The 25,733-nt window shown below is 76.1% G+C and carries 28 protein-coding genes; 15 read left to right on the forward strand and 13 right to left on the reverse strand.

Annotation, left to right across the window (positions count from 1 at the left end; all coding sequences use genetic code 11):
* Positions 1-186 precede the first annotated feature (186 nt).
* The 3 genes from ACI79Z_RS06865 (at position 187) to ACI79Z_RS06875 (ending at position 2,899) form a co-directional block, all read left to right on the forward strand.
* Positions 187-1,329: a thiolase family protein gene (locus ACI79Z_RS06865; RefSeq protein ID WP_387993199.1), complete on the forward strand. Its 1,143-nt coding sequence runs from the start codon at positions 187-189 to the stop codon at positions 1,327-1,329.
* Positions 1,330-1,397: 68 nt separating this feature from the next.
* Positions 1,398-2,207 (forward strand): acyl-CoA thioesterase, encoded by an 810-nt coding sequence (locus ACI79Z_RS06870; protein WP_387993197.1) that lies wholly within the window; start codon positions 1,398-1,400, stop codon positions 2,205-2,207.
* A 92-nt stretch (positions 2,208-2,299) separates the two neighbouring features.
* On the forward strand, positions 2,300-2,899 hold the full coding sequence (locus ACI79Z_RS06875) for a YceI family protein (RefSeq protein ID WP_387993194.1): 600 nt from the start codon (positions 2,300-2,302) through the stop codon (positions 2,897-2,899).
* 211 nt (positions 2,900-3,110) lie between these two features.
* On the opposite strand, the gene ACI79Z_RS06880 is transcribed toward ACI79Z_RS06875, so the two are convergent.
* The 3 genes from ACI79Z_RS06880 to ACI79Z_RS06890 are packed head-to-tail and all read right to left on the reverse strand — an operon-like array spanning position 3,111 to position 5,243.
* Positions 3,111-3,659, reverse strand: a complete 549-nt coding sequence (locus ACI79Z_RS06880) for a dihydrofolate reductase family protein (RefSeq protein WP_456902139.1) — start codon at positions 3,657-3,659, stop codon at positions 3,111-3,113.
* The gene (locus ACI79Z_RS06885) at positions 3,656-4,579 is read right to left on the reverse strand and encodes a helix-turn-helix domain-containing protein (RefSeq protein ID WP_387993188.1); all 924 of its coding nucleotides are present in this window, start codon (positions 4,577-4,579) and stop codon (positions 3,656-3,658) included. Before ACI79Z_RS06885 ends, ACI79Z_RS06880 begins: the two co-directional genes overlap by 4 nt.
* Positions 4,580-4,631: 52 nt before the next feature.
* The gene (locus tag ACI79Z_RS06890; RefSeq protein ID WP_456902140.1) at positions 4,632-5,243 is read right to left on the reverse strand and encodes a TetR/AcrR family transcriptional regulator; all 612 of its coding nucleotides are present in this window, start codon (positions 5,241-5,243) and stop codon (positions 4,632-4,634) included.
* Positions 5,244-5,302: 59 nt separating this feature from the next.
* Here ACI79Z_RS06890 and ACI79Z_RS06895 point away from each other — a divergent pair, with 59 nt between their 5' ends.
* From ACI79Z_RS06895 to ACI79Z_RS06905, 3 genes are all read left to right on the forward strand, one after another.
* Entirely contained in the window at positions 5,303-5,710 is a 408-nt protein-coding gene (locus ACI79Z_RS06895) for a RidA family protein (RefSeq protein ID WP_456902141.1), read from the forward strand.
* 115 nt (positions 5,711-5,825) lie between these two features.
* Positions 5,826-7,382 (forward strand): MFS transporter, encoded by a 1,557-nt coding sequence (locus ACI79Z_RS06900; protein ID WP_456902142.1) that lies wholly within the window; start codon positions 5,826-5,828, stop codon positions 7,380-7,382.
* A 207-nt stretch (positions 7,383-7,589) separates the two neighbouring features.
* On the forward strand, positions 7,590-8,462 hold the full coding sequence (locus ACI79Z_RS06905; RefSeq protein WP_456902143.1) for an NAD(P)-dependent oxidoreductase: 873 nt from the start codon (positions 7,590-7,592) through the stop codon (positions 8,460-8,462).
* On the opposite strand, the gene ACI79Z_RS06910 is transcribed toward ACI79Z_RS06905, so the two are convergent.
* A complete protein-coding gene (locus ACI79Z_RS06910) occupies positions 8,440-8,988 on the reverse strand; it encodes an endonuclease V (protein WP_456902144.1) in 549 nt (182 codons plus the stop codon). The genes ACI79Z_RS06905 and ACI79Z_RS06910 overlap by 23 nt on opposite strands.
* A gap of 101 nt (positions 8,989-9,089) precedes the next feature.
* Positions 9,090-10,538, reverse strand: coding sequence for a cation:dicarboxylate symporter family transporter (locus tag ACI79Z_RS06915; RefSeq protein WP_456902145.1), 1,449 nt, complete (start codon positions 10,536-10,538; stop codon positions 9,090-9,092).
* Positions 10,539-10,644: 106 nt separating this feature from the next.
* On the opposite strand from ACI79Z_RS06915, the gene ACI79Z_RS06920 reads away from it, so the two are divergent.
* Entirely contained in the window at positions 10,645-11,058 is a 414-nt protein-coding gene (locus ACI79Z_RS06920; RefSeq protein WP_387993168.1) for a TIGR03618 family F420-dependent PPOX class oxidoreductase, read from the forward strand.
* Here the strand turns inward: ACI79Z_RS06920 and ACI79Z_RS06925 are convergent, their stop codons facing one another.
* A complete protein-coding gene (locus tag ACI79Z_RS06925) occupies positions 11,059-11,898 on the reverse strand; it encodes a helix-turn-helix domain-containing protein (RefSeq protein ID WP_456902146.1) in 840 nt (279 codons plus the stop codon).
* A 37-nt stretch (positions 11,899-11,935) separates the two neighbouring features.
* Here ACI79Z_RS06925 and ACI79Z_RS06930 point away from each other — a divergent pair, with 37 nt between their 5' ends.
* From ACI79Z_RS06930 to ACI79Z_RS06950, 5 genes are read left to right on the forward strand one after another with little or no spacing between them, the layout of a single operon-like run.
* The gene (locus ACI79Z_RS06930) at positions 11,936-12,496 is read left to right on the forward strand and encodes a TIGR03086 family metal-binding protein (protein ID WP_387993163.1); all 561 of its coding nucleotides are present in this window, start codon (positions 11,936-11,938) and stop codon (positions 12,494-12,496) included.
* A gap of 29 nt (positions 12,497-12,525) precedes the next feature.
* Positions 12,526-13,437 carry an alpha/beta fold hydrolase gene (locus ACI79Z_RS06935; protein ID WP_387993161.1) on the forward strand — a complete coding sequence of 304 codons (912 nt, stop codon included), beginning with the start codon at positions 12,526-12,528 and terminating at the stop codon, positions 13,435-13,437.
* Between the two features lie 23 nt (positions 13,438-13,460).
* Complete coding sequence (locus ACI79Z_RS06940) at positions 13,461-14,063, forward strand: class I SAM-dependent methyltransferase (protein WP_456902147.1); 603 nt, start codon at positions 13,461-13,463, stop codon at positions 14,061-14,063.
* 11 nt (positions 14,064-14,074) lie between these two features.
* Positions 14,075-14,632, forward strand: a complete 558-nt coding sequence (locus ACI79Z_RS06945) for a hypothetical protein (protein WP_456902148.1) — start codon at positions 14,075-14,077, stop codon at positions 14,630-14,632.
* Entirely contained in the window at positions 14,629-15,009 is a 381-nt protein-coding gene (locus tag ACI79Z_RS06950) for a DUF4267 domain-containing protein (RefSeq protein WP_387993152.1), read from the forward strand. The genes ACI79Z_RS06945 and ACI79Z_RS06950 overlap by 4 nt, the downstream gene beginning before the upstream one ends.
* An 18-nt stretch (positions 15,010-15,027) precedes the next feature.
* On the opposite strand, the gene ACI79Z_RS06955 is transcribed toward ACI79Z_RS06950, so the two are convergent.
* Complete coding sequence (locus ACI79Z_RS06955; protein WP_456902238.1) at positions 15,028-15,648, reverse strand: NUDIX hydrolase; 621 nt, start codon at positions 15,646-15,648, stop codon at positions 15,028-15,030.
* Positions 15,639-16,418 (reverse strand): sporulation protein, encoded by a 780-nt coding sequence (locus tag ACI79Z_RS06960; protein ID WP_456902149.1) that lies wholly within the window; start codon positions 16,416-16,418, stop codon positions 15,639-15,641. Before ACI79Z_RS06960 ends, ACI79Z_RS06955 begins: the two co-directional genes overlap by 10 nt.
* A 188-nt stretch (positions 16,419-16,606) precedes the next feature.
* On the opposite strand from ACI79Z_RS06960, the gene icmF reads away from it, so the two are divergent.
* From icmF to ACI79Z_RS06975, 3 genes are all read left to right on the forward strand, one after another.
* A complete protein-coding gene (icmF, locus tag ACI79Z_RS06965; RefSeq protein WP_456902150.1) occupies positions 16,607-19,843 on the forward strand; it encodes a fused isobutyryl-CoA mutase/GTPase IcmF in 3,237 nt (1,078 codons plus the stop codon).
* A complete protein-coding gene (locus ACI79Z_RS06970; protein WP_456902151.1) occupies positions 19,836-20,591 on the forward strand; it encodes a helical backbone metal receptor in 756 nt (251 codons plus the stop codon). The genes icmF and ACI79Z_RS06970 overlap by 8 nt, the downstream gene beginning before the upstream one ends.
* An 88-nt stretch (positions 20,592-20,679) precedes the next feature.
* A complete protein-coding gene (locus tag ACI79Z_RS06975) occupies positions 20,680-21,801 on the forward strand; it encodes an NDMA-dependent alcohol dehydrogenase (protein WP_456902152.1) in 1,122 nt (373 codons plus the stop codon).
* A gap of 33 nt (positions 21,802-21,834) precedes the next feature.
* Here the strand turns inward: ACI79Z_RS06975 and ACI79Z_RS06980 are convergent, their stop codons facing one another.
* The 5 genes from ACI79Z_RS06980 to ACI79Z_RS07000 all read right to left on the reverse strand — a co-directional run bounded on the left by ACI79Z_RS06980 (position 21,835) and on the right by ACI79Z_RS07000 (position 25,470).
* Entirely contained in the window at positions 21,835-22,506 is a 672-nt protein-coding gene (locus ACI79Z_RS06980; protein ID WP_456902153.1) for an enoyl-CoA hydratase-related protein, read from the reverse strand.
* 42 nt (positions 22,507-22,548) lie between these two features.
* Positions 22,549-23,151, reverse strand: a complete 603-nt coding sequence (locus tag ACI79Z_RS06985) for a helix-turn-helix domain-containing protein (RefSeq protein WP_456902154.1) — start codon at positions 23,149-23,151, stop codon at positions 22,549-22,551.
* A 69-nt stretch (positions 23,152-23,220) separates the two neighbouring features.
* Positions 23,221-24,120, reverse strand: a complete 900-nt coding sequence (locus tag ACI79Z_RS06990) for an SDR family NAD(P)-dependent oxidoreductase (RefSeq protein ID WP_456902155.1) — start codon at positions 24,118-24,120, stop codon at positions 23,221-23,223.
* A 142-nt stretch (positions 24,121-24,262) separates the two neighbouring features.
* Positions 24,263-24,841 (reverse strand): GNAT family N-acetyltransferase, encoded by a 579-nt coding sequence (locus ACI79Z_RS06995; protein ID WP_387993129.1) that lies wholly within the window; start codon positions 24,839-24,841, stop codon positions 24,263-24,265.
* 59 nt (positions 24,842-24,900) lie between these two features.
* Entirely contained in the window at positions 24,901-25,470 is a 570-nt protein-coding gene (locus ACI79Z_RS07000) for a hypothetical protein (RefSeq protein ID WP_456902157.1), read from the reverse strand.
* Positions 25,471-25,733: the final 263 nt, after the last annotated feature.

Genomic DNA, 25,733 nt, shown 5'->3' on the forward strand with positions numbered 1-25,733 from the left:
CCCCCCCCCCCCCCCCCCCCCCCCCCCCCCCCCCCCCCCCCCCCCCCCGCCCCCCCCCCCCCCCCCCCCCCCCCCCCCCCCCCCCCCCCCCCCCCCCCCCCCCCCCCCCCCCCGGCCCGGGCGGCGGAGGTCGCCAGGAGCGCGGGTTAGTGTGCCGGGCACCACACCCGCTCGGAGGGAGCAGACATGCGTGACGCGGTGATCGTCGAGGCGGTGCGCACGCCCGTGGGCAAGCGCAACGGCGGGCTGTCCGGGGTGCACCCGGTCGACCTGTCCGCGCACGTCCTCACCTCGCTGGCCGAGCGGGCCGGCGTCGACCCGGCCGAGATCGAGGACGTCATCTGGGGCTGCGTGTCCCAGGTCGGCGAGCAGACCTTCGACATCGCCCGGACGGCGGCGCTCGCCGCGGGCTGGCCGGAGACGGTCACCGGCGTGACCGTCGACCGGCAGTGCGGCTCCTCGCAGCAGTCGGTGCACTTCGCCGCCGCGGGCCTGGTGTCGGGTCAGTACGACGTCGTCGTGGCCGGCGGCGTCGAGTCGATGTCGCGGGTGCCGATGGGCAGCGCGCGGCAGGACGCCGACCCGTTCGGGACGAGGTTCTCCGAGCGCTACGGCGGCGCGAAGATCAACCAGGGCCTGGGTGCGGAGACGATCGCCGAGCGGTGGGGCCTGTCGCGCCAGCGCTGCGACGAGTTCTCCGTCGCCTCCCACGAGAAGGCCGCCGCCGCCCGCGCCGAGGGCCGCTTCGACGCCCAGATCGCGCCGGTGACCACCCCCGACGGCACCGTCGTCGGCCAGGACGAGGGCATCCGCGAGTCGACGGTGGAGAAGCTCGCCGGCCTGAAGACGGCGTTCAGGGAGGACGGCGTCATCACCGCCGGCAACTCCTCGCAGATCTCCGACGGCTCGGCCGCGCTGCTCATGACCACCAGCGAGAAGGCCGCCGAGCTCGGTCTGCGGCCGATCGCCCGGGTGCACACCGCGGTGCTGGCCGGCGCCGACCCGGTGGTCATGCTCACCGCGCCGATCCCGGCCACGCAGAAGGCGCTGGCGCGGTCGGGGCTGTCGATCGACGAGATCGGCGTGTTCGAGGTCAACGAGGCCTTCGCGCCGGTGCCGCTGGCCTGGCTGGCCGACCTCGGCGCCGACGAGAAGTCGCTCAATCCCAACGGCGGCGCCATCGCCCTGGGCCACCCGCTCGGCGGCTCGGGCGCGCGGATCATGACGACGCTGGTGCACCACATGCGCGACAACGGCATCCGCTACGGCCTGCAGACGATGTGCGAGGGCGGCGGCCAGGCCAACGCCACCATCCTCGAGCTGCTGTAACCGCACTGCTCCCTCGGGCCCGGGGCCGCCTCGCACGGCGGCTCCGGGCCCGGTTAGTTTCGCCGGTCGTGACCACGACCGCGGGAGAGCCGACCCTGCTCGACGTCCTGACGCTCGAGGAGATCGACCGGGACCTCTACCGCAGCGCGCTGGTGTTCACCGACCCGTTCCCGCTCTACGGCGGGCAGGTCGCGGCGCAGGCGCTGCTCGCCGCCGGCCGCACGGTGGCGTCCGACCGGCTGCCGCACTCGCTGCACGGCTACTTCCTCCGCAGCGGCGACGCCGCCCGGCCGACCGTCTTCCGCGTCGACCGCGACCGCGACGGCGGGTCGTTCTCCGCGCGCCGGGTGGTCGCGGTGCAGGGCGGCGAGGTGGTGCTGTCGATGTCGGCGTCGTTCCAGGCGCCCACCGCCGGGCCCGACGTCCAGGTGGCCGCGGCGCCGGCGGCCGAGGACCCCGCGGAGTGCGAGCCGTTCGCGCTGCCCCGGCTGTTCACCATGGACGGCCGCCGGCCCTCCCAGCCGCACCCGGCCGCCTCCTGGCCGACCCGGTTCTGGTCGCGGTCCACCGTGGCGCTGCCCGACGACCCGCTGGTGCACGCCTGCGCGCTCACCTACCTGTCCGACATCGGCACCGGGCTGTCCGCGCTGCCCGAGGACGAGGCGGCGCCCGGCCCGACGCTGGACCACGCGGTGTGGTTCCACCGGACGGCCCGGCTCGACGACTGGGTGCTCGTGGACCTGGTCCCGCACACCGTGTCCGGCGGGCGTGGCTGGTACACCGGCTCGGTGACCACCCGCGACGGCGTCCTGGCCGCGAGCCTGACCCAGGAGACGCTGTTCCGGCCGGGCCGCAACCCGTTCCGCCCGGGTCGCTGAGGCCGTCCGCCGCCCGTTCCCGGAGCCCGGCGGTGGCACCGTCGGCGGGATCGGCGAGGATGGTGTGTCAGCGAGGGGGAAGGACGGGACACGTGGCGAAGCACCGGGCAGCAGAGAGCGACCCCACCGACTTCGACGCGGCGACGGCCGCGCTGGCCGACGTCACGGGCGACTACACCATCGACGTGGCGCACACCCGGATCGGCATCCGGGCACGGCACGCGATGGTGACGACCGTCCGCGGCGCGTTCACCGACTTCGCCGGCGAGGCGCACCTCGACGTGCAGAAGCCCGGGGCCAGCAGCGTGACGATCCGGATCAGGACCGCGAGCATCGACACCGGCCAGGCCGACCGGGACGCGCACCTGCGCTCGCCGGACTTCCTCGACGTCGAGCGGTTCCCGGAGATGGTGTTCACCTCCACCGACGTCGAGCAGACCGACGACGACACCTACCAGGTGACCGGCGACCTCACCATCCGCGACGTCACCCGCCCGGTGACCGTGGAGTTCGCGATGACCGGCTCGGCGAAGGACCCGTTCGGCAACACCCGGGTCGGCTTCGAGGGGGCGCTGGCGATCAAGCGCAGCGAGTGGGGCCTGACCTGGAACACCGCACTGGAGACGGGCGGGTGGCTCGTCAGCGACCGCATCCAGGTCGAGTTCGACGTCTCGGTGATCCGCGCCGCCTGACCCTCCCGTCGACCCGTCGGCAGGTCGCCACGTCGCCGGATCGGCACGGAGGCATGTCGGCACGGAGGCTTGTCGGCACGGAGGCTTGTCGGCACGGAGGCTTGTCGGCACGGAGGCTTGTCGCTGCGTCGAGGTGTCGACACGGGATCGCGGTCCTGGCCGGAGCGGCGTACCCCGGCGGCCCGATCCGCCGGCCGCCCGGGTGCGGCGCTCAGCCGGGACGGACGACGTCGTACCGCACGACGACGAACTCGCCGTTCTGCGCGACCTCGCGGGTGACCAGCTCGACGTGCGCCGGCAGCAGCGGCATCCCGGCGCCCAGCGTGACCGGCGCGATCGAGACGACCACCTCGTCCAGCAGTCCCGCCCGGGCGAACTGCGCGGCCACCGGGCCGCCGCCGACGATCCACACGTCCAGGTCGCCGGCCGCCGCGGTCATCTCCGCGTGCAGCGCGCGCAGGTCGTCGGGGGTGTCCGCGCTGGTGAAGCGGACGTCCGCGCTCTCGTACGGCGTCAGCTGCCGGTGGGTGAGCACCCAGGCGGGCTGGTCGTAGCTCCAGGTGTCCGCGCCGCCGTGCTCGCGCACCCACTCGTACGTGGAGGCGCCCATGACCAGCGAGCCGACGGTCTTCTCGAACGCCTGGTAGCCCATCGCCCCCTCGGCGTCGGCCTCGCGGGTGAGCAGCCAGTCCAGCGAGTGGCCGGGGCCGGCGATGAAGCCGTCGAGGGTCGTGGCGGTGTAGTAGACGGTGCGGGTCATCGGTCCCTCCGGGAGAGCCACTCGATGGGGTCGCCGGCGTCGACCGCGACGCCGGCGTCGCGCAGCCAGTGCCGGGCGAGCAGCCGGCGGTGCGCGGAGAAGGTGAGGACGTGCGCGACGACGCTGCCGAGGACGAAGCTCTCCGGCGGCTCGCACAGCGCGTCGACCAGCCGGTCGCCCCAGGCGCCGCGGCGGGCGATCTCGCGGACGGCGGCGAGCCAGCGCGGCGCGACGGCGTCGTGCCGGTCGATCAGCGCGGCCGGGTCGTCGGCGCCGCGGACGGGGTGCTCCCCGCCCTCGATCGAGGCGACCCACACCTCGAGCGACCAGACGAGGGCGTCGAGGACGGCCGCGAGCGTCTCCTCGGCGCCGTCCCAGGCGAGGACCGTCAGGCCCGGCGCCCGCACCCGCCGGTACTCCTCCTCGGGCAGGCCCTTGGCCAGCTCCAGCAGGGCGCGGGTGTCCTCGACGCCGTGGTGCACCAGCAGCGCGGTCACCTGGTCGCCGCCGCGGCGCGCGGGCTCGTCGGCGACCCACAGCGACGCCGGCGGGTGGAAGTGGATGCCGTTGGGCGCGGGCAGCCAGTGCCCGTCCCGCGCGGCGCTGCCGGTGTCGGCCGAGCCCGGGCTGCGGCCGTAGGCCCGCGCGAACGCCCGGCTGAAGCCCTCGACCGACTCGTAGCCCGCGGCGAACGCGGCGTCGGTGACGCTCGCGCCCTGCCGCAGCTGCCAGGCCGCCCGCTCGAGCACCACCCGGCGGCGCAGCGCGACCGGTGACTCCCCGGCGCCGCCGGACACCTGCCGGCTGAAGTGGAACGGCGAGGCGTACGCGTCGCCGGCCATGTCCGAGAGCGTGCGGTTGTCCTCGTCGAGCACGGCGTCGAGCAGTTCGCGGAGGCGGTCGCGGCCGGGCGGGGTCACGCGTCGAGTCTGGCGACCCGGGCCGCCGTGTGGCCCGACCGTTCTTGCGCTGTCAGCCGGCGGACCAGGCGCGCCGCACCGAGGCCCGGCAGCGGGCGGGGTCGTCGCCAGCGGCGGTGAGCAGGGCGACGGCGGTCTCGACGGCCTGCGGCTCCAGGACCCCGGCGGGCAGCACGCCCTGCACGACCAGCGACACCAGGCCGTGCCCGGCGGCCCAGTACCGCGTGGCCAGGGCGAGCGGGTCGGTGCCCGGGGCCAGCCGGCCGTCGTCGCGGGCGCGGGCGGCGGCGTCCACCAGGCGCTGGAAGGTCGCGTCGGCGGCCCGTGCGTCGGCGAGGTCGGCGCGGGCGTCGAACATCGCCCGGTACAGCTCCGGGGCGTCCAGCGCGTTGCGTGCGTAGGCGACGCCGAGCGCGGCGAGGTCGTGGACCGGGTCGGCGGTGCGGGCGACGGCGTCCAGCCGGGCCGCGAGCCGGGTGAAGCCCTCCTGCCGCACCGCCCTCCACAGCCCCGGCATGCCGCCGAAGTGCGTGTACACGGCCATCGTCGAGGCGCCGGTGCCCTCGACCAGCGCGCGCAGGGTCACCGGCTCCCGGCCGGCGAGCATCCGCGCCGCCCGCTCGACCAGCAGCCGGCGGACGGCGGGGTCGGGACGTCGCGGCATCCCGGAACTGTCGCATAGCACCTTTATGTTCTGGCCCCCACCACTCCCGAGGAGGAGCCGTGACCGTCCAGCTGATCGACCCGCCCGGCCTGCCCGTCCCCGGCGTCTACCGCCAGGTGGCGGTCGCCACCGGCAGCCGCACCGTGTACCTGGCCGGCCAGGTCGCCCGCACCGCCGAGGGGGAGCCCGTCGGCCCCGGCGACCTCGCCGCGCAGACCGAGCAGGCGTTCCTCAACGTGGCCACCGCGCTGGAGGCCGCCGGCGGCACCTTCGACGACGTCGCCAAGCTCGTCCTCTACGTCGTCGGCTGGTCCCCGGAGGCGCTGCCGGCGCTGGGCGAGGGCGTGGCCCGGGCGTCGGCCCGGCTCGGCCGCGACCTGACCCGGCCGGTCACCCTGCTCCCCGTGGCCGCGCTCGCCGAGCCGGACCTGCTGGTCGAGGTGGACGCCACCGCCGTCCTCGACTGACCGTGCCCCACCGGCACCCCCGGGTGTCGGTGGGGCACGACCGGGTAGGGCAGCACGGCGCGGCCGGCCGGACGGCGGCCGCGCCTCCCGCTGCACCACCGGAAGAGGCCTCCCCGTGCCGCCACGCGCATCCACCGACGCCCCGTCGCAGGCCGTCGCCGGGGAGGAGGGGTACCGCCCGGACCCGAAGCGGTGGACCGCGCTGTCGGTGACCCTCGTCGTCGGGTTCATGAGCCTGCTCGACGTCAGCATCGTGTCGGTGGCGCTGCCCTCGCTGCAGTCCGACCTCGGGGCGACGCCCGCGACCGTGCAGTGGGTGGTGTCCGGCTACGCGCTGACCTTCGGGCTGATGCTGGTCCCCGCCGGCCGGCTGGGCGACGCGTTCGGCCGCCGGCGGCTGTTCCTGCTCGGGCTGGCCGGGTTCGTGCTCTCCAGCGCCGCGGCCGGGGCGGCGCCGTCGGTGGGCTGGCTGGTCGCCGCCCGGCTGGTGCAGGGGCTGGCGGCCGGGTGCCTGGCGCCGCAGAACTCCGCGCTCATCCAGCAGCTGTTCCGCGGCGCCGAGCGCGGGCGGGCCTTCGGCCTGTTCGGCGCCACGGTCGGGATCTCGACCGCCGTCGGCCCGGTCGTCGGCGGCGCGATCCTCGGCCTGGCCGACGGGCCCGGCGGCTGGCGCTGGCTGTTCTACGTCAACGTGCCGATCGGCGTCGTCGCGTTCGCGCTCGCCCTGCGGCTGCTGCCCCGCGGCGGCGGCGGCGGGCGCGGGCGGATCGACGTCGTCGGGGTGCTGCTGCTCGGCGCCGGGGCGCTCGCCGTGCTGTTCCCGCTGGTGCAGGCCGAGTCCGGCGGGCTCGCGCGGCTGTGGTGGCTGTTCCTCGTCGGGGCGGCGCTGCTCGCGGTCTTCGTCGCGTGGGAGCGGCGGGTGGTGGCCCGCGACGGGCAGCCGGTGTTCGACCCCCGTCTGGTCACCCGGACCCGCGGCTACGGCATCGGCGCGGCGCTGGGCACCGTCTACTTCGTCGGGTTCAGCGGCATCTGGCTGGTGTTCGCGCTCTTCTTCCAGACCGGGCTGGACTACACGCCGCTGCAGTCGGGGCTCGCGGTGACGCCGTTCGCGCTCGGGTCGGCGTCGGCGGCGGTCGTGGCCGGGCGGCTGGTGGAGCGGCACGGCCGGAGGCTGACGGTGTTCGGGCTGTCGGGCGTCATGGTCGGCCTCGCGGCGGCCGCGGTGGTCCTGCTGCTGGTCCCGCCGTCGGCGGCCGGGTGGGCGATCGCGCCGGCGCTGCTGGTCGGCGGCATCGGCGGCGGGTTCGTCATCTCGCCCAACATCACGATGACCCTGCGCGACGTCCCGGTGTCCATGGCCGGGTCGGCCGGCGGGGGTCTGCAGACGGCGCAGCGCTTCGGCGCGGCCGTCGGCACCGCGGCGCTGCCGGGCCTGTTCTACCTCGTGCTGTCGGCGTCCGGGGACTACCCGACGGCGGCCGCGGCCGGGCTGGCCGTGTCCGTCCTCGGCGCCGCCGCCGCGCTCGCGCTCGGCGTGGTCGACCTCCGGCGCAACCGCGGCCGCGACGACGACGGGGCCGGCCGGGCCGCGGACGACGGCGGCCCGGTGCCCGACGAGCGGCACGGTCCCGACGGCGTGCACAGCCACGGCCACGCCTGGCACGGATAGGGCACGGCCACGCCCGGCGAGGAGGACCGCACGACGGACGTGGAGCGGGTGCCGATCCCGGTCACCGACGTCGACCGGGCGGAGGAGGTCCGCGTCGTGTGCACGCAGCGCGGGCGGGGGGCGGGTCCGGGCGCGCTGCGTGCACACGGGGCCGGGGCTGCGGGGCCGGGGCTGCGGGGCCGGGCCGCCGGCCGCAGGATCGGCTGCATGGCGCGACCGACGGTGGCGGTGCTCGGCACCGGGACGATGGGCGCGGGGATGGTCACCTCGCTGCGGCGGGCCGGGCTGCCCGTCCGCACCTGGAACCGGGACCCCGCCAAGGCGCAGGCGCTCACCGGCACCGGCGCGGAGGCGTTCGACTCCCCGGCGGAGGCGGCCGACGGCGCCGACGTCGTCCTGACGATGCTGCTGGACGCCGACGCGGTGCTCGACGTCGTCCGGCGGGCCGCCCCCGCCGCCGGGACCACGTGGCTGCAGTGCTCCACGGTCGGTGTCGAGGGCGCCGACCGCACCGTCGAGGCGGCCCGGGAACTCGACCTCGTGCTCGTCGACTGCCCGGTGCTCGGCACGAAGGAGCCGGCCGCGAAGGGCGCGCTGACCCTGCTGGCCAGCGGCCCGGAGGAGGCGCGCGAGCGGCTGGCGCCGGTGTTCGACGCGCTGGGCTCGAAGACGGTGTGGCTGGGGGAGGCGGGCGCGGGCAGCCGGCTCAAGCTGGCGTGCAACTCGTGGCTGTTCATGCTCACCGCCGGCACCGCGCAGGCGGTCGCGCTGACCCGCGCCCTCGGCCAGGACCCGCAGCGGTTCCTCGACGCCATCGAGGGCGGGCCGGTCGACTCCGCCTACGCCCACGTCAAGGGCGCGCTGATGATGGCCGGCGACTACCCGCCGAGCTTCGGCCTGACCGGCGCGGCCAAGGACGCCCGGCTCATCCGCGCGGCGCTGCGGGCCGGCGGGGTCTCCGACCGGCTCACCGCCGCGGTGCTCGAGACGATGGAGGCCGCCGCCGGCCGGCTCGGCGACCCGGGCGCGGTGGACATGGCCGCGGTCGTCGAGGGCCTCACCCCGGCCGACCGCGGCTGAGCCGGGCCACCCGGCGGGCCGCGCGCAGCGGCTCGGGCGTGCGGACGCCGGCCGTCGTCGCCAGGACGACGGCGGCCGCGGTCGCCGGGCCGGTGCGCCAGCCGGCCGAGGCCACCACCGGGCGCGCGCCGGGCACCACGCGCACCGCCCGCGCCACCTCCTCGCCGCCGAGCAGCAGGGGAGCGGTGTCCCCGCGCGCCGGCCCGGGCGGGTCGCCGCGGGCGGCCAGCGGCCGGTCGGTGACGCCGACGCTCGGCAGGTCCAGCACGGCGCCGAGGTGCAGCGCGAGCCCGGCCCGCCGCGGGTGGTCCCGTCCGGCCGCCGCGACCAGCAGGACGTCCGGCCGGGCGGGCAGCGCGGCCACCGCGGCGGCCAGCAGCGGCCCCTCGCGCAGCGCCAGCAGCGCCGGTGCGTAGGGGCCCGCCGCCGGTCCCCGCACGACGGCGGCCGCGTTCCCCAGCACCGCGGCCGCGACCAGCCCTCCGGCGTCCTCGACCGCGGCCACCGCGCCGGCGAGCGGCCGCACGTCCGGCCCGGCGGGCGGGGACCACGGCGGCGGGCGCAGCGCGGCCAGCCGGTCCTGCTCGGCGGCCAGCGCCGCGGCGTCGCCCGGCCAGGCCGCCGCGGCTACCGCTTCGAGCTCTCGGCCAGCCGGCGCAGCCCGGCGTCGGCGTCCCGGTCGCCGGGGCCGGCGCTGGTGGCGTCGTCGGGCAGCGCGGACCCGCCGTGGTCGTCGAGCATGCGGGCCTCGTCGAAGGGCGCGGCACCCGACAGCGCCGCCTCGAGCCGCTCGCGGTCCAGCTGCCGGGTCCAGGTGGCCACCAGCACGGTGGCGACCGCGTTGCCGGCGAAGTTGGTCAGCGCGCGGGCCTCGGACATGAACCGGTCGATGCCGACGATCAGCCCCACGCCGTCGAGCAGCTCGGGCCGGTGCGCCGACAGGCCGCCGGCGAGGGTGGCCAGCCCGGCCCCGGTGACCCCGGCGGCGCCCTTCGACGCGATGATCATGAACAGCAGCAGGCCGATCTGCTCGCCGATCGACAGCGGGTCGCCGAGCGCCTCGGCGATGAACAGCGAGGCCATCGTCAGGTAGATGGCGGTGCCGTCGAGGTTGAACGAGTAGCCGGTCGGCACGACGATGCCGGCCACCGGCTGGCTGACCCCGGCGTGCTCCATCTTCGCGATCAGCCGCGGCAGCGCCGTCTCCGACGACGACGTCGACAGGATGAGCAGGAACTCCCGGCCCAGGTACCTCAGCAGCCGGAACACGTTGAGCCTCGCCACCAGCCGCAGGAGCAGCCCGAGGACGACGAAGACGAACACCGAGCAGGTGGCGTAGAAGCCCAGCATGATCACGGCGAGGCTCTTGAGCGCGTCGACGCCGGTCTCGCCGACCACCGCCGCGATCGCGCCGAACGCGCCGACCGGGGCCAGCCACATGACCATCGCCAGGATCCGGAAGACCAGCTTCTGCAGGTGCCCGATGCCGCGCAGCAGCGGCTCCCCGGACGCGCCCATCGCCTGGATGGCGAACCCGACGAGCAGCGCGACCAGCAGCGCCTGCAGCACCGACCCGTCGGTGAGCGAGGAGAGCAGCGTCGTCGGGATCAGGCCGAGCAGGAAGTCGACGGTGCCGCCGCTCTCCTCGGCGGTCTCGGCGAGCTCCGAGCCGCGGCCGCGCAGCTCCTCGGACAGCGCGAGCCCGTCGCCGGGGTGCAGCAGGTTGCCGACGACGAGCCCGATCGCCAGCGCGACCGTGGACATCAGCAGGAAGTAGCCCAGCGCCAGGCCGCCGATCCGGCCCACCGCGGCGGCCTTCCGGATCGCGCCGATGCCCAGCACGATCGTGCAGAAGATGACCGGCGCGATGAGCATCTTGATCAGCCCGACGAACGCCGTCCCCAGCCACTCCAGCGAGGTGGCGAAGCCGGGGAGGACCAGCCCGACGACGATCCCGAGGACCACCGCCGCGATCACCGCGATGTAGAGCCAGTGCGTGCGGTCGCGTCGCTGTCGAGGGGTCGGGCGGTCGCCGTCGGCCGGGGCGGCACCCGGGTCCTTCGACAGGGAGGCCATGGCAGCTCCTGGGCTGGGGAGGGGCGGTCGACCCACGGTGGGCTGCCGGGTCGGGGCCCGCAACACGGACGGCGTGCACCGGAACCGGAGGGGGTAGGCACCCGCGGTGGCAGACACCCAGGACGGCCCCTCGCTGCACCCGGTCACCCGTGAGCTCGCGGAGGGCCCCAACTACGCGGCGATCAGCACGCTGCTGCCGAGCGGGCGCATCCAGACGCAGTACATCTGGGTCGGCACCGACGGGGAGCGGCTGTTCGTCAACACCGAGACCGGACGGCGCAAGTTCGAGAACCTGCAGCGCGACGCCCGGGTGACGCTGGCCATCCGCGACGAGTCGGACCCCTACCGCTTCGCCGAGGTGCGCGGGCGGGTGGCCGAGACGACGACCGGTCCGGAGGCGCGGGCGCACATCGACGAGCTGTCGCAGAAGTACGACGGCCGGCCCTACCCGCCGGAGAACATCACGACCGAGCGGGTCACCGTCTGGATCGAGCCGGAGCGGCAGGTCGTCTCCGGCTGATCAGGTCGCGTACCGCGCGGCGAACTCGCCCGGCGTCATCCCGGTGACCCGGGCGAAGTCGCGGGTCAGGTGCGGCTGGTCGGCGTAGCCCAGGTCGGCGGCGACCCCGGCGAGCGTCGCCGTCCGGTCGCGCAGCCGGCCGGCGGCCTCCTGCAGCCGCCGCCGCTGCACCAGCCACTTGGGCGTCAGCCCCAGCCGGCGGGACACCAGCCGTTGCAGCGCCCGCTCCGACAGCCCCGTCTCGGCACACAGCTGGTCGACGCGGGTGAGGTCCGGCCGCGACTCGACCAGCGCCACCAGCCGGTCGACCAGCGCGCCCTCCTCGTCGACCGGCAGGAACCGGCGCAGCGCGTCGTCGTAGGCGGCCCGCGCCTCCGCGTGCGCCGCGGGGGAGTGCGGGTCGGCCGCCATCGCCGCGCGCACCCGCGCGGCCAGCCGGGCGCCGTCGTCGCCGAGCACCTCGCCGACGTCGACGTGCCGGTCGGTGTAGGCCGCCACCGGCCCGCCGGCCACCAGCGCGCCGGCGGCCGGGGTGAGCATGACGCCGACCGCCCAGCCGTCACCGGTGAGCGTCGTCGTCGACAGCCCCGACACGACGCCGTAGAAGCGGGCGTAGCCGGGCGCGACGACGAGCAGGCAGACCGGGTACTGCAGCACCCGCTGCACCGCCTCCTCGCCGGGCGGCACCGACCACACCGGGATCCAGAACCGCTGCACCAGCGCCGCCAGGGGGTCGGTGACCTCGTAGCGGTACATGACGTGCGAGGCGTCGCGCGGGTCGCGCAGGTGCGCCCGCTCGACGGCGTCGCGAGGGTGGACGGCGGCGCTGTCGGGTTCCATCAAGACGCAGGCTGCCGCACGCGGCCAGGCTCGGGCCATGGACACGACGACCACCACCCCGATCGCCGCCGACTACGCCGCCGTCCTCGAGCCGCTGCTCGCCGTCGCCGACGCCGTGCCCGCCGCCGGGTGGGACGCCGCCACGCCGTGCGAGGACTGGACCGCCCGCGACCTGGTGGCGCACCTCGTCGACACCCAGCGCGAGTTCCTCACCGGCCGCGGGGTCGACCTCGGTCCCGCGCCCGACGTCGCCGCCGACCCCGCCGCGGCGCTGCGCGAGCACGCCGCCCGGGTGCTCGCCGTCGTGGCCGACCCGGCCGTCGCCGACGCCGGGTACGACGGCTTCTTCGGCCCGACGACGGTGGGGGAGACCCTGGCGCAGTTCTACGTGTGGGACATGGTCGTCCACCGCTGGGACCTCGCCCGGGCCACCGGCCAGGACGCGACGCTGACCGCCGCCGAGCTCGACCGGGTCGAGTCCGGCGCCCGCGGCTGGGGTGACGCCCTCTACACGGACGGCATCTGCCGGCGGGTGGACGCACCGGAGGGCGCCGACCGGCAGGCGCGGGTCCTGGCGCTGCTCGGCCGCCGCGCCTGACCCGCCCGCCGGCCGGGTAGCCCCCGGGCATGCACCCCGGGAGCACCGACCTCACCGACGGACCCCGCGAGGGCCGGCTGCAGCTGCGCGACGGCCGCACGATGGCCTACGCCGAGTGGGGCGACCCCGACGGCCGGCCGGTGCTCGGCTGCCACGGCTCGCCCAGCTCCCGTCTCGAGCGGCACGTCGAGGACCCCGCCGCCTACCGCCGGTGGGGCGTGCGGTTCGTCGTCCCCGACCGGCCCGGCTTCGGCGCCTCCGACCCGCAGCCGGGCCGGCGGGTGACCGACTGGCCGGGCGACGTCGTCCAGCTGCTCGACGCCCTCGGCATCGACCGGTTCGCCGCCCTCTCGCTGTCCGGCGGCGCCGCGTACGCGCTGGCCTGCGCGCACGCCCTGCCCGACCGGGTGGACGCCGTCGGGATCCTCGGCGGCGCCCCGCCGCCGGACGTCCCGTGGCCGTGGCCGGGCTGGCTGCCGACGTCGGTCCGCGCGGCCGCGCACCGCCCGTCCCCGGCGACGGCGGCGCTGCTGCGGCCGGTGTTCGCGCCGCTGACCGTCCGCCCGCAGCTGCTGCCCCGCTACCTGCAGCTGCGGCTCAACCCGGCCGACCGGCGGGTGATCGGCCGGCCCGCGGTGCGGCGGGTGCTGGCGCGCACGTTCACCGAGGGGCTGCGCCAGGGCGCCGGGGTGCTGGCCGAGGACCGGGCGCTGCTGTTCCGGCCCTGGGGCTTCCCGGTGGGGGAGGTCCGCCAGCACGTCCACCTCTGGCACGGCACCCAGGACTGGCAGGTGCCGGTCGCGCTGGGCCGGGTGCTGGCCGGGATGCTGCCGTCGGTCACCGCGCACTGGCACGCCGGCGAGGGGCACTTCCTCGTCTTCGACCACGCCCGTGACGTCTACGGTGCGCTCGCCCGCGGAGTGGGTAGCCGCCCGGCATGACCGCCCCGCACGGGAGCCGCACCGTGCCTCCCACCTACGTCGACGCCAACCGCCTGTGGGTCGACTCCCGCCTCCGCTACGAGATCGGCCTGCGGGTCGAGGGGCGCATCCTGCGCCGCCTGGGCGCCCGCGGCGAGCGCGTCGTCGAGATCGGCACCGGCCGCCGCGGCCTGGGCGCGCGGGTCGCCGTCGAGCGGCTCGGCGCCACGCAGGTGACCGCGTTCGACCTGTACCCGGCCACCGTCGGGCGCGCCCGGATCGCCTGCGCCGACCTCGCCGACCGGGTCACCTTCCGCGTCGGGGACGCCACCGCGCTGCCGGTCGACGACGCGAGCACCGACCTCGTCGTCGACTTCCACGCCCTGCACCACATCGCCGACTGGCGGGCCGCCGTCGCGGAGGTCGCGCGGGTGCTGCGCCCGGGCGGGCAGCTGGCGCTGACCGAGATGACCGCGCGGTTCGTCGACGCGCCGTGGCTGCGCGCGGTCTCCCGCCACCCGGCCGACCGGTTCTCCACCGAGCAGCTGCTGGCGGAGCTCCGCGCGCACGGGCTGGAGGTGCCGCCGGGGCGGCTGCGGCGGGCGGCCGGCGACCGCTGGGTCCAGGCCGTCGCGACGAGGGCATGACGACGGCGGGCGTGAGCGCCGCCGCGGTCGTCCGGGAGGCCCTGGCGCTGCTGCGCCGGCACGCCGGGCGGGTCTACGCCCTCTCGATCGCGGTCACGCTGGTCAACACCGTCCCCGACGTGCTGCGCCAGCTGCTCGTGTACCGGGACCCGAGCGTCGGGCACGCGCTGCTGGTCGACGTCGTCGGCTTCACCACCGGCCTGCTCGCCCAGCTGTGGCTGACCGGCGCGCTCACCGGCCTGCCCGGTGACGGCCGGCTGCGGCCCGGCGGCGCGCTCGGGCGGGGGACGGCGACCGCGCTGCGGGCGGTGCGCACCTCGCCGGCCGCGGTGCTCGCCGGGGTGGTGCTCGGCGGCGCGGTGTCGGCGCTGCTGACCGTGCCCGCGTCGGTGGCCGCGCTCGGCCTCGAGCGCGTGGTCGGCCCGCTGGACGCCCCGCCGGCGGCGGCGTTCACCGTGGCGACGGTCAGCGACGTGGTGGCCAGCTGGGCGACGCTGCCGTTCCTCGCCGTCGTGCTCGTGCTCACCGCCGGTTCGAGCAGGTCCTTCGCGGGCAAGGGCCGCTCGTGAGCAGCCACGACTGGGACGTCACCCGCAGGGCCGTCGGGTCGCTGTCGGTGTGGATCGGGACGGTGGCGCTGTTCGCGCCCCGGTGGACCGCCCGGACGCTCGGGGTGCGGACCGACGCCGCGCAGGGCGACGTCGCGCTGCCGCTGCTGGTGCGCCTGGGCGCGGCCCGCAACATCGCGATGGGCGCCGCGCTGCTGGTCACCCCGGCGCCGCAGGCGCGGCGCACCACCGAGGTGACGCTGCTGCTCACCGCGCTGGACGCCGCCGCGGTGTGGACCTCCCGCGCCGAGGGCGACGTGGCCCGGCGCAGCGCCGTCCTGTCGGGGGTCGTGCTGGGGCTCGCCTCCTACGGCGCCGCCCGCTGGCACCGCCGCTGACGCCGGGCCCGTGCACGGCTAGCGCCAGGCGAAGACCGGCTGCTCGAGGTGCGCGACGCGGGTGTGCAGCCCGCGGCACACCACCTGGCAGAACTGGTACACGACCGCGGCGGTCGGGGCGTGCACCCAGCCGCCGAGCAGCGGCAGCCGGATGACCGGCGCGTCGGACTCGGGGATCGACAGCAGCACCGGCTCGACGTCGAGGTCGGCCAGCGGCACCTGGTACGCCGCGGCCACCTCGGCCTCGGCCGGGCGCAGCTCCCCGGCGTCGCCGGCCCACACGACCACCGGCGTCATGACGTAGCCGGAGCGGGTCACGTAGTCGTCGAGCAGGCCGAGGACGTCGTCCTCCCCGCGGACCAGCCCGACCTCCTCCTCCAGCTCGCGCAGCGCGGCCCGCACCGGGGTCTCACCCGGGTCCAGCCGGCCGCCGGGCAGCGCCCACTGCCCGGCGTGCGCCCGCAGCCCGGCCGCGCGGCGGGTGACCAGCAGGGCGGGGACGTCGCCGGTGCAGGTGACACAGACGGCGACGGCGGCCTGGCGCAGGTCGGGGCGGCCGGCCGCGCGCCGCGGGAGGTCCCGCAGGCGCGCGGCCGCCCCGTCCCGTGTCAGGGCCCGGTCCGGGGTGCTCAGAGCCAGCCGCGCCGGGCGCCGAGCTGCCGGACGGCGGCGTCGAGCTGGGCGGCCACCGCGGAGACGTCGGTGTCGGAGTGGCCGAACCGCAGCCGGCCGCCGACGTCGCGGCCCTCGGTGAGCAGCCCGCCGCGCCGGTCCACCTCGAGCACGACCTCGACGCCGTGCGGGCCGGCGAGGAAGGTCACCTCGAGCTCGTTGACGCGCCCGCGCAGCGACGACGGCGGCGCGAACTCGACCTCCTGGTAGAAGGGCAGGTCGCTGCCGGCCAGCCGGCCCTTCTCGACGTCGGCGCCGCGGAAGCGGAAGCCGAGGCCATCGAGCGCCCGGACGACGGTGCGCTGGATCGGCAGCGGCTCGACCGTCACCGCGTCGAGGTCGCCGGGGTCGACGGCGCCGGGGATGTCGACCTTGGTGCGCAGGCCGATCTTCACGCCGCGCAGCGTCCAGCCGTCGAGCGTCGTGAAGGGGCACTGCCAGGGCACCGGGAAGCTGAACGGGATCGCCGCCTTCGCGCCCGCCTCGATCCGGCCGGCGCCGGCGATCGGCGCGGTGCCGAAGGTGACGTTCTCCCGCCACTCGTTGTCGCCGCTCTCCACCTCCACGGTGGCCTGCAGCGACACCCGGATCTCGTTGATCTCCTGGGCGACCTGCCCGCCGGTGAGGTGCACGGTGCCGGTCACGGTGCCGCCGGGGGTGGTCGCCGGGCGGTCGAGGACGGCGTCGACGCTCGCGTTGCCGGCGCCGAGCTTCGCCATCAGGTTGCGGAAGGCCATGGGGGTGCTGCTCCGTTCGGTTCGGGGACGGCGGGCACCCTGACACGACGGCCGGGACCTGACGAGGGGTTCCCGCGCGTGCCGCTCAGCCTCCCACCGGGGCACCGCCGCCGGGCCGGTCCGCGACGCCCCGTGCGGACACGCCGAGATGGTTGGACGTCCTACTAAATCGGGCCTACCGTACGGCCATGGCGTCTGCGGAGCTGCACGTGCCCGTCCACCCCGTCCGCTTCGTCACCGCGGCCAGCCTGTTCGACGGGCACGACGCGGCGATCAACGTGATGCGGCGGCTGCTGCAGAGCCAGGGCGCGGAGGTGGTGCACCTCGGCCACGACCGCGGCGTCGACGAGGTGGTGCGCGCCGCCGTCGAGGAGGACGTGCAGGGCGTCGCGATCTCCAGCTACCAGGGCGGGCACGTCGAGTACTTCAGCTACCTCAAGGAGCGGCTGGCCGCCGCCGGGGCGGGACACGTGCAGGTGTTCGGCGGCGGCGGGGGCGTGATCGTGCCGCACGAGATCGCGCTGCTCGCCGAACGCGGGGTGCGGGTGTTCAGCCCGGAGGACGGCGCCCGCCTGGGCCTGCCCGGGATGGTCAACGAGCTGGTCCGCGCCTGCGACGTCGACCTCACCGCCGAGGGCCCCGACGTCGACGCGCTGCTGACCGGCGACCCGCGGGCGCTGGCGCGGGCGATCAGCGTGCTGGAGGCCGGCGCCGACGAGGCGCTCGCCGCCCGCGTGCGCGAGGCCGCCGCGGCCCGCACCGTGCCGGTGCTGGGCATCACCGGCACCGGTGGGTCGGGCAAGTCCTCGCTCACCGACGAGCTGCTGCGCCGGCTGCGCCGCGACCAGGAGGACAAGCTGCGGGTCGCCGTCGTCGCGGTCGACCCGACCCGCCGCCGCGGCGGCGGCGCGCTGCTCGGCGACCGGATCCGGATGAACGCCCTGGAGTCCGGCGACGGGTCGCACACCTTCTTCCGCTCGATGGCCACCCGCGCCGCCGGTGCGCAGGTGCCCGAGCACCTCGACGACGTCCTCGCGGCGGTGAAGGCCGCCGGGTTCGACCTGGTGATCGTGGAGACGCCGGGCATCGGGCAGGGCGACGCGGCGATCGTGCCGTTCAGCGACGTCTCGCTCTACGTCATGACGCCGGAGTTCGGCGCCGCGTCGCAGCTCGAGAAGATCGACATGCTCGACCTCGCCGACGTCGTCGCGATCAACAAGTTCGAGCGCCGCGGCGCCGAGGACGCCCGCCGCGACGTCGCCCGGCAGATGGTGCGCAACCGCGAGGCGTTCGGCGTCCCGTGGGAGCAGATGCCGGTGTTCGGCACCAGCGCCGCCCGCTTCGACGACGACGGCGTCACCGCGCTCTACCAGCACCTGCTCGGCCTGCTGGTGGAGAAGGGCCTGCCCGCGGGCGCCGGCGTGCTGCCGCGGGTGGACGTGCGCGCCTCGACGGGGCTGGCCAGCGTGGTGCCGTCGTCGCGGTCGCGGTACCTGGCCGAGGTGGCCGAGGCGGTGCGGGCGCACCACCGGGTGACCGGGGAGCAGGCCGCGGTCGTCCGGCGGCGCGAGCACCTGACCACCGCGGCCGAGGTGCTGGACGGCGCCGCGGCGCAGGCCGCGCGCGAGGCCGCGGAGGCCGCCGACCGGGAGCTGCTGCCCGAGGTGCGCACGCTGCTGGAGGAGTGGCCGGCGCGGGTGGAGCAGTACTCCGGCGACGAGTTCGTCTACACGGTGCGCGGCAGGGAGGTCCGCACGCCGCTGACCAGGGAGACGCTGTCCGGGACGAGGGTGCCGCGGGTGGCGCTGCCCCGGACCTCCGACGCCGCCGGGCTGCTGCGCTTCCTGCGGCGGGAGAACCTGCCCGGCTCCTTCCCGTACACGGCCGGCGTCTTCCCGTTCAAGCGCTCCGGGGAGGCCCCGGCGCGGATGTTCGCCGGCGAGGGCGACGCGTTCCGCACCAACCGGCGGTTCCGGGTGCTGTCGGCCGGCAACGAGGCCACCCGGCTGTCCACGGCGTTCGACTCGGTGACCCTCTACGGCCGCGACCCGCAGCCGCGGCCCGACGTCTACGGCAAGGTCGGCACCTCCGGCGTCTCGATCGCCACGCTCGACGACATGCGCGTGCTCTACGACGGGTTCGACCTGTGCGCGCCCACGACGTCGGTGTCGATGACGATCAACGGTCCCGCGCCGGCGATCCTCGCGATGTTCATGAACACCGCGATCGAGCAGCGGCTGGACCGGTTCCGCGAGGAGGAGGGCCGCGAGCCCGACGCCGCCGAGACCGAGGAGATCCGCGCCTGGGTGCTGGCGAACGTCCGCGGCACGGTGCAGGCCGACATCCTCAAGGAGGACCAGGGCCAGAACACCTGCATCTTCTCGACCGAGTTCGCGCTGCGCTGCATGGCCGACATCCAGGAGTGGTTCATCCAGCACCGGGTGCGCAACTTCTACTCGGTCTCGATCTCCGGCTACCACATCGCCGAGGCCGGGGCGAACCCCATCAGCCAGCTCGCCTTCACCCTCGCCAACGGCTTCACCTACGTCGAGGCCTACCTCGCCCGCGGCATGGCGATCGACGACTTCGCGCCCAACCTGAGCTTCTTCTTCTCCAACGGGATGGACGCCGAGTACACGGTGATCGGCCGGGTGGCGCGGCGGATCTGGGCGGTCGCGATGCGGGACCGCTACGGCGCCGGCGCGCGGTCCCAGCAGCTCAAGTACCACGTGCAGACGTCGGGCCGGTCGCTGCACGCGCAGGAGATGGACTTCAACGACATCCGCACGACCCTGCAGGCGCTGTGCGCGATCTACGACAACGCCAACTCGCTGCACACCAACGCCTACGACGAGGCGGTCACGACGCCGTCGGAGCACTCGGTCCGCCGGGCGCTGGCCATCCAGATGATCATCGACAAGGAGTGGGGACTGGCCGGCAACGAGAACCCGCTGCAGGGGTCGGCGATCGTCGAGGAGCTCACCGACCTCGTCGAGGAGGCGGTGCTGGCCGAGTTCGACCGCATCGCCGAGCGCGGCGGCGTGCTGGGCGCGATGGAGACCGGCTACCAGCGCGGCAGGATCCAGGACGAGTCGATGCTCTACGAGCACCGCAAGCACGACGGCTCGCTGCCGATCGTCGGCGTCAACACCTTCCTCGACCCGCACCGGGACGAGGCCCCGCCGGGGGAGCTGGAGCTGGCCCGGGCCACCGAGGCGGAGAAGCGGTCGCAGCTGGACCGGCTGGCCGACTTCCACGCCCGGCACGCCGAGGAGGCGCCGGCCGCGCTCGCCCGGCTGCAGGAGGCGGCGACGTCGGGCGGCAACGTCTTCGACGCGCTGATGGACGCCGTCCGGGTGTGCTCTCTCGGCCAGATCTCCGATGCGTTCTTCGAGGTGGGCGGCCAGTACCGGCGCAGTGTGTGAGGACGACCTCGGTGCGCCGGTCCCGCTGGTGGGGCCGGCGCGCCGGGTCGTGTCACTGGTGCCCTCGCTGACCGAGGCGCTGGCGGTCACCGTCCCCGACCGGCTGGTGGGCGCCACCGACTGGTGCACCCACCCGGCCGGCCTCGACGTCGCGCGGGTGCGGGGCACGAAGAACCCCGACCGGGCGGCGATCGCGGCGCTGGCGCCCGACCTCGTCGTCTGCAACCGGGAGGAGAACCGGCGCCTGGACGTCGACCGGCTGCGGGCGGCGGGCATCGCGGTGTGGGTGACCGTGATCGAGTCGGTGGACGAGGCGCTGACCTCGATGCGGCGGCTGTTCGCCGAGGCGCTGGAGGTCCCCGAGCCGCCGTGGCTGACGGACGCGGCGCGCGCGTGGGCGGAGCCGGCGCCGGAGCCGCCGCTGCGCTGCGCCGTCCCGGTCTGGCGGGACCCGTGGATGGTGGTCGGCCCGCGCACCTTCACCGGCGACGTGCTGGCCCGCCTCGGCCTGGTCAACGTCTTCGGGGAGGGGGAGGACCGCTACCCGCACGTGTCGGTCGACGACGTCCTCGCCGCGCGGCCCGACGTCGTCCTGCTGCCCGACGAGCCGTACCCGTTCACCGCCGGCGACGGCCCCGAGGCGTTCCCGCAGGTCCGGTCGGTGCTGGTGTCCGGGCGGGCGCTGACGTGGTACGGCCCGTCGCTGGCCGGCGCCCGCGCCGGCCTGCTCGCCGCGATCCGGCGCTGACGGACTCCCGCTCCCGGGCGTCCTCCGATACGGTCCGGTACCTCGGTGTGACCCCCGTCACCTGCCCGGATGCCCGTAAGGAGCCGTCGTGAAGACCCGTAGTGCCGTCCTCCACACCCAGCCCGGCCGGTACGAGGTCACCGAGGTCGACCTCGACGAGCCGCGCGAGGGCGAGTTGCTCGTGCGGATGGCCGCCGTCGGGCTGTGCCACACCGACGACCACGACGTCCCGCCCGGGAGCGCCCCACCCCTGCGGCTGCCCCTCGCCGGTGGCCACGAGGGCGCCGGCGTCGTCGTGGGTGTCGGCCCGCACACCCCGGGGTGGGCCGAGGGGGACCACGTGGTGCTCAGCTTCGTCGCGGTCTGCGGACGGTGCCGGATGTGCTCGACCGGCCGGCAGAACCTCTGCGACCTCGGCGCCCGGCTGTTCAGCGGCGCCCGGATCGAGGACCCCACCAGCTTCCGGATGTCCTACCGGGGCGAGCCGGTGGGTCAGGCCTACGGCCTCGCCGCGCTGAGCGAGCACACCGTCGTCGACGCCCGGTCGGCGGTGAAGATCGACCCCGACGTGCCGCTGGACAAGGCCGCGCTCGTCGGCTGCGGCGTCCCCACCGGATGGGGGTCGGTCACCAACCTGTCCGACGCCCGGGACGGCGACGTGGTCATCGTCATGGGCGTCGGCGGGATCGGGATCAACAGCGTGCAGGCCGCCCGGGCCATCGGCGCCCGGGCGGTCATCGCCGTCGACCCGGTCGAGTTCAAGCGCGAGACCGCCAAGCAGCTCGGCGCGACGCACACGGCCGAGACCATGGCCGAGGCCACCGAGCTCGCCCGGTCCATGACGAACGGCCAGGGCGCCGACGCGACCGTCGTGGCGGTCGGTGTCGTCACCGGCGACCACATCGCCGAGGCGGTGGCCTCCATCCGCAAGGCCGGCACGGTCGTCCTCACCGGCACCGGGAGCATGCGCCAGGGCGGCATCCCGATCAACCACACGATGTTCACGGTGTTCCAGAAGCGGCTGCAGGGCGCGCTCTTCGGCGGTTGCAACCCCCGGTGGGACATCCCCAGCCTGCTGGCCCAGTACGTGGCCGGGACGCTGAAGCTCGACGAGCTCGTCACCCGGACCTACTCGCTGGAGCAGGTCGCCGAGGGGTTCGACGACATGAAGGCCGGCAAGAACATCCGCGGACTCGTGCTCTTCGACTGAGCGGCCGGCCGCCCTCGGCCGCGCCGACGGTGCTCAGCCGCGGGGGGCCACCGCGTCCCGCAACAGCGCCAGGACCGGGGCGTACAGGCGGGACTTGATGGTCCCCAGGGTCGGGCCGGCCTTCCCGGTGTGCGCGGCGGCGATCTCGACGGCGGCCGGGCGGACGTCCTCCTCGGCGACGGCGCGGTCGACGATCGCCGCGGCGAGGGCGTCGGTGCCGCCGTAGCGGCGGCCGGTGGTCATCGCCACGTGCGCCGTCTGCGGGGTCAGCCGCGCCTGGACCAGGGCGGACATGCCGGGGCTGAACGGGAGGTCGATGTCTATCTCCGGCAGGCACCAGAAGCCGCGGTCGGCGCGCATGACCCGCTGGTCGTGCGCGAGGGCGAGCATCGCCCCCGCGGCGAAGGCGTGACCCTGCACCGCCGCCACGGTCACGACCGGCAGTGCCAGCACGCGGGCGAACAGCCGCTGGACCCTGGCGACGTAGGCGTCGCGCTGGTCGGCGTGCTCGGCCAGCCACGCGAGGTCCAGGCCGTTGGAGAAGAACCTGCCCGTGGCCGTGGTGACCAGGGCGCGGGGCCCGGAGGCGCCCTCGACCTCGTCCAGGGCGGCGTCGACGGCGGTGAGCCAGTCGGGGGAGAAGCGGTTCTCGTCGGCGCCGAGGTCGAGCACGAGGACGTCGTCGTGGCGGTCGAGCGTGGGCACGGGAGGCTCCTGGTCCGTGGTCGGGAGGTGGGGGTGGGCGGCTCAGGCCGGCGGGCCGCAGTCGACGACCGCGCCGACGGCGGCGGCGAGCTGCGTGCGGGTGTGCGGGTGCACCCGTCCGGCGCGGATGCCGGGGAACAGCAGCGCGGCGGGCAGGCGCACGACGCAGGTGGTGACGACCCCGACGGCGGCCGCGTCGTCGCGGTCCCAGAGCGAGCGGGCGAGCCGGCGCAGCGTGTCGAGCAGCGCGGCGTCCAGGGCGCGCAGGTCGTCGGCGACGTCCGGGGCGACGGCGTCGGTGAGCACGTCGTCGCGCTGCAGCCCGACCAGCAGCCGCGCCGCCCGCAGGTCCTGCTCGGCGAGCCGGGCCGGGGCGTCGGCGGCGGCCTGCACCGCCCGGCGGGCGTCCCCGCCGGCCTGCGCGACGACGGCCCGCTGCAGGTCGAGGAACTGCCGCGCGCGGCGCAGCCAGGCGGCCCCGACGACGGTCTCCAGCGAGCCGAAGGCGTGGTAGATGCTGCCGTTCGAGGCCCCCGACCGGGCGGCCAGCGCGCGGACGGTCAGCCGTGCGCGGCCGCGGTCGACGAGCAGCTCCTCGGCGGCGTCGAGGACCGCGTCGGGCGCGTGGACCCGGGGCCGGGGCATCGGTGCCTCCTCCGTGGACGGACGAGACCACCCTACTGGAGCACCTGCTCCAGTACCAGGCCGGGCGCGTCAGCCCGAGGTACGAGCCTGCTCGGCGGGCTCCGTCCTCGGGGTGGGAGCCACCCCGGTGACCACCGCCCGCAGGTCCGGGTCGCGGCCGGTCACCACCTCCCCGAGGCGCAGGAACAGCGACGGGGACAGGCGCATCAGGCGCCACGCGACGCGGGCCCTCCGGGGCACGACGATGACCGCCCGGTCGCGGTCCACCCCGCGGAGGACGTCGGCGGCCAGGGCCTGGGCGCTGTACAGACGGCCACCGTTCAGCGTGGTGATCACCCTGCGCGGGTCGATCGCCTCCACGGTGGGCACCCGTGGGAGACCGGGCGGGATGCCCTTGTCCAGCATGGGGGTGTCCACGCCGCCGGGACAGACGACGCTGACCCGCACGCCCCGGGGCGCGGCCTCGCCGCGCAGGGACAGCGAGAGCCCCACCACCGCCCACTTCGTCGCGGCGTAGGGCGTGAACCCGGGGTTGGGCAGCAACCCGGCGAGGGACGCGGTGTTCACGATGTGCCCGGAGCCCTGGCGCACCATCAGCGGGTAGGCGGCCTGCACGCCGTGCACCACTCCGCGCAGGTTCACGTCGATGGCCCGGTCCCAGTGGGCGAGGGACAGCTCCTCGACGGGGCCGCCCATGCCCACCCCCGCGTTGTTGACGAGCAGGTCCAGCCGGCCGTACCGCCCGGTGGTCCCCGTCACCAGGGCCTCGACTGCTGCCGCGTCCCGGACGTCCACGGCCGCCCCCGTGGCCGTTCCGGGCCCGTCCGCGGTGAGCCGCTCCGCGACCTGCACCGCGGCCGCGCCGTCGGGACCCGCGAGGACGACCTGGTCACCCCGGCGGACCAGGGCCGCACCCAGCGCCCGTCCGATCCCCGAGGCGCCTCCCGTCACGATCGCCACCCTGGTCATGCCCACCCCTGACAGCCGAGTGCGTGGCCCCTGCTCGGATCGAGGCTCGCGGCCCCGTCACCGCTGGACCACGCCTCTCGCGACGTCGTCGGCGTGGGCCGCCCGCTCGTCGACGGGCCGTGACGACCGGTGACGTCCCGGCTCAGGGGAGGGCGCGGCGCACGAGGACGCGGGGGAAGCCGCCGGCGACGGCGTCGGTGTCGGCGGCCTTGGTGAACCCCGCCTCCTCGAACATCCGCCGCGTGCCGACGTAGGCCATCGTCGTGTCGACCCGCTCGTCCCCGCTGTCGGCGGGATAGCCCTCGACGGCGGGGGCTCCGTTCGCCGCCGCGTACGCGACCGCCCCCTGGATGAGCGCGAGCGCGATGCCCTTCCCGCGGTGGCCCGGGCGCACGCGCACGCACCACAGCGACCACACGGGCAGGTCGTCGACGTGCGGGATCCGCCGCGACCGTTCGAAGGGCAGCTCGGCCCGGGGCGCGACCGCGGCCCAGCCGGCGACCTCGCCGTCGTCGTAGGCGAGCACCCCCGGCGCGACCGGGCGCCCGGTGAGCTCGCGGACGTACTCGCGTCGCGCGGGCCCGACGAGCTCGCGGTTGGTCCGCGAGTCGAGCCGGTGGCTCAGGCACCAGCAGACGTTCGCGTCCGGGTTCCGCGGGCCGAGCACCGTCGCGACGTCGTCGAACCGCTCCCGCGTCGCCGGCTGGACCTCGATGGCCATCGCGCCACGCTAGTGACGGCGGCGGCGTCCGGCCACACCCCGGATGCCGCCTCCTCGGGTCAGCGTCCCGGCTGCGCACCCGCCAGGAACCGCTCGGCGATCCCCGTCCACCGCGTGCGGGCCGCCTCGTTGGCCTCGGGCGTGGGCAGGCCCATCTGCGTCGCCACGAGCGACGCCGTCCCGTTCCTCTTCGGCTCGCTGGTGACGACGACGGAGGTGCCGTCGGCCGCCCTCGTCCGCCAGGTGATGCGCCGGTCGGTGCCGCTGACCCGCACGTCGGACCCGGCGACGATCTCCTGCACGGCCGCGTCGCCGTCGGCGAACGACCGCCAGCGCTCCATCAGCTCGGTCATGCCGAGCGGCGTGGCCCGGCTGACGCTGGTCTGGAAGGTGCCGTCGGAGCGCTGGCCCGGGACGCGGCGGCCGATGTGGTGCTCGTAGGCGACCGTCACCGACTGGGTCCACCAGCCGCGCTGCTCGAAGCCGTCGCCGAGCTCCTCGTAGACGTGCAGCGCGATCGCCCGGTGGTCCAGGTCCTTCGCGCCGACGGAGTCCAGGAAGCGGAGCCACTCGTCCCACGACCGCTTCGTGGTCCGCTCGATCGGCCCGATCCGGGGGTTGTCCGCCATGGCCGCGATCCTGCCGGACCGGCGTCAGCCGCGGGGCGGCCCGCCCACGGAGCGGCGGTGCGGTCAGGCGCGTTGCAGGAACTCCAGGCGGTTGCCGAACGGGTCGGACGCGCCGGAAGCCGGGGAAGTCGGCGTCCCGGGTGACCCCTCGAGCACGTCCCGATCCTGACGCCGCGCGCCGAGTCGACCTGTGGCGGTCCCGGCGCCGTCGAGACCGCCACGGGTCGACGACGGGCGGCGTCCGCGGACCGCCGGGGCACGAT

It is taken from the genome of Geodermatophilus sp. SYSU D00663, assembly GCF_054050655.1.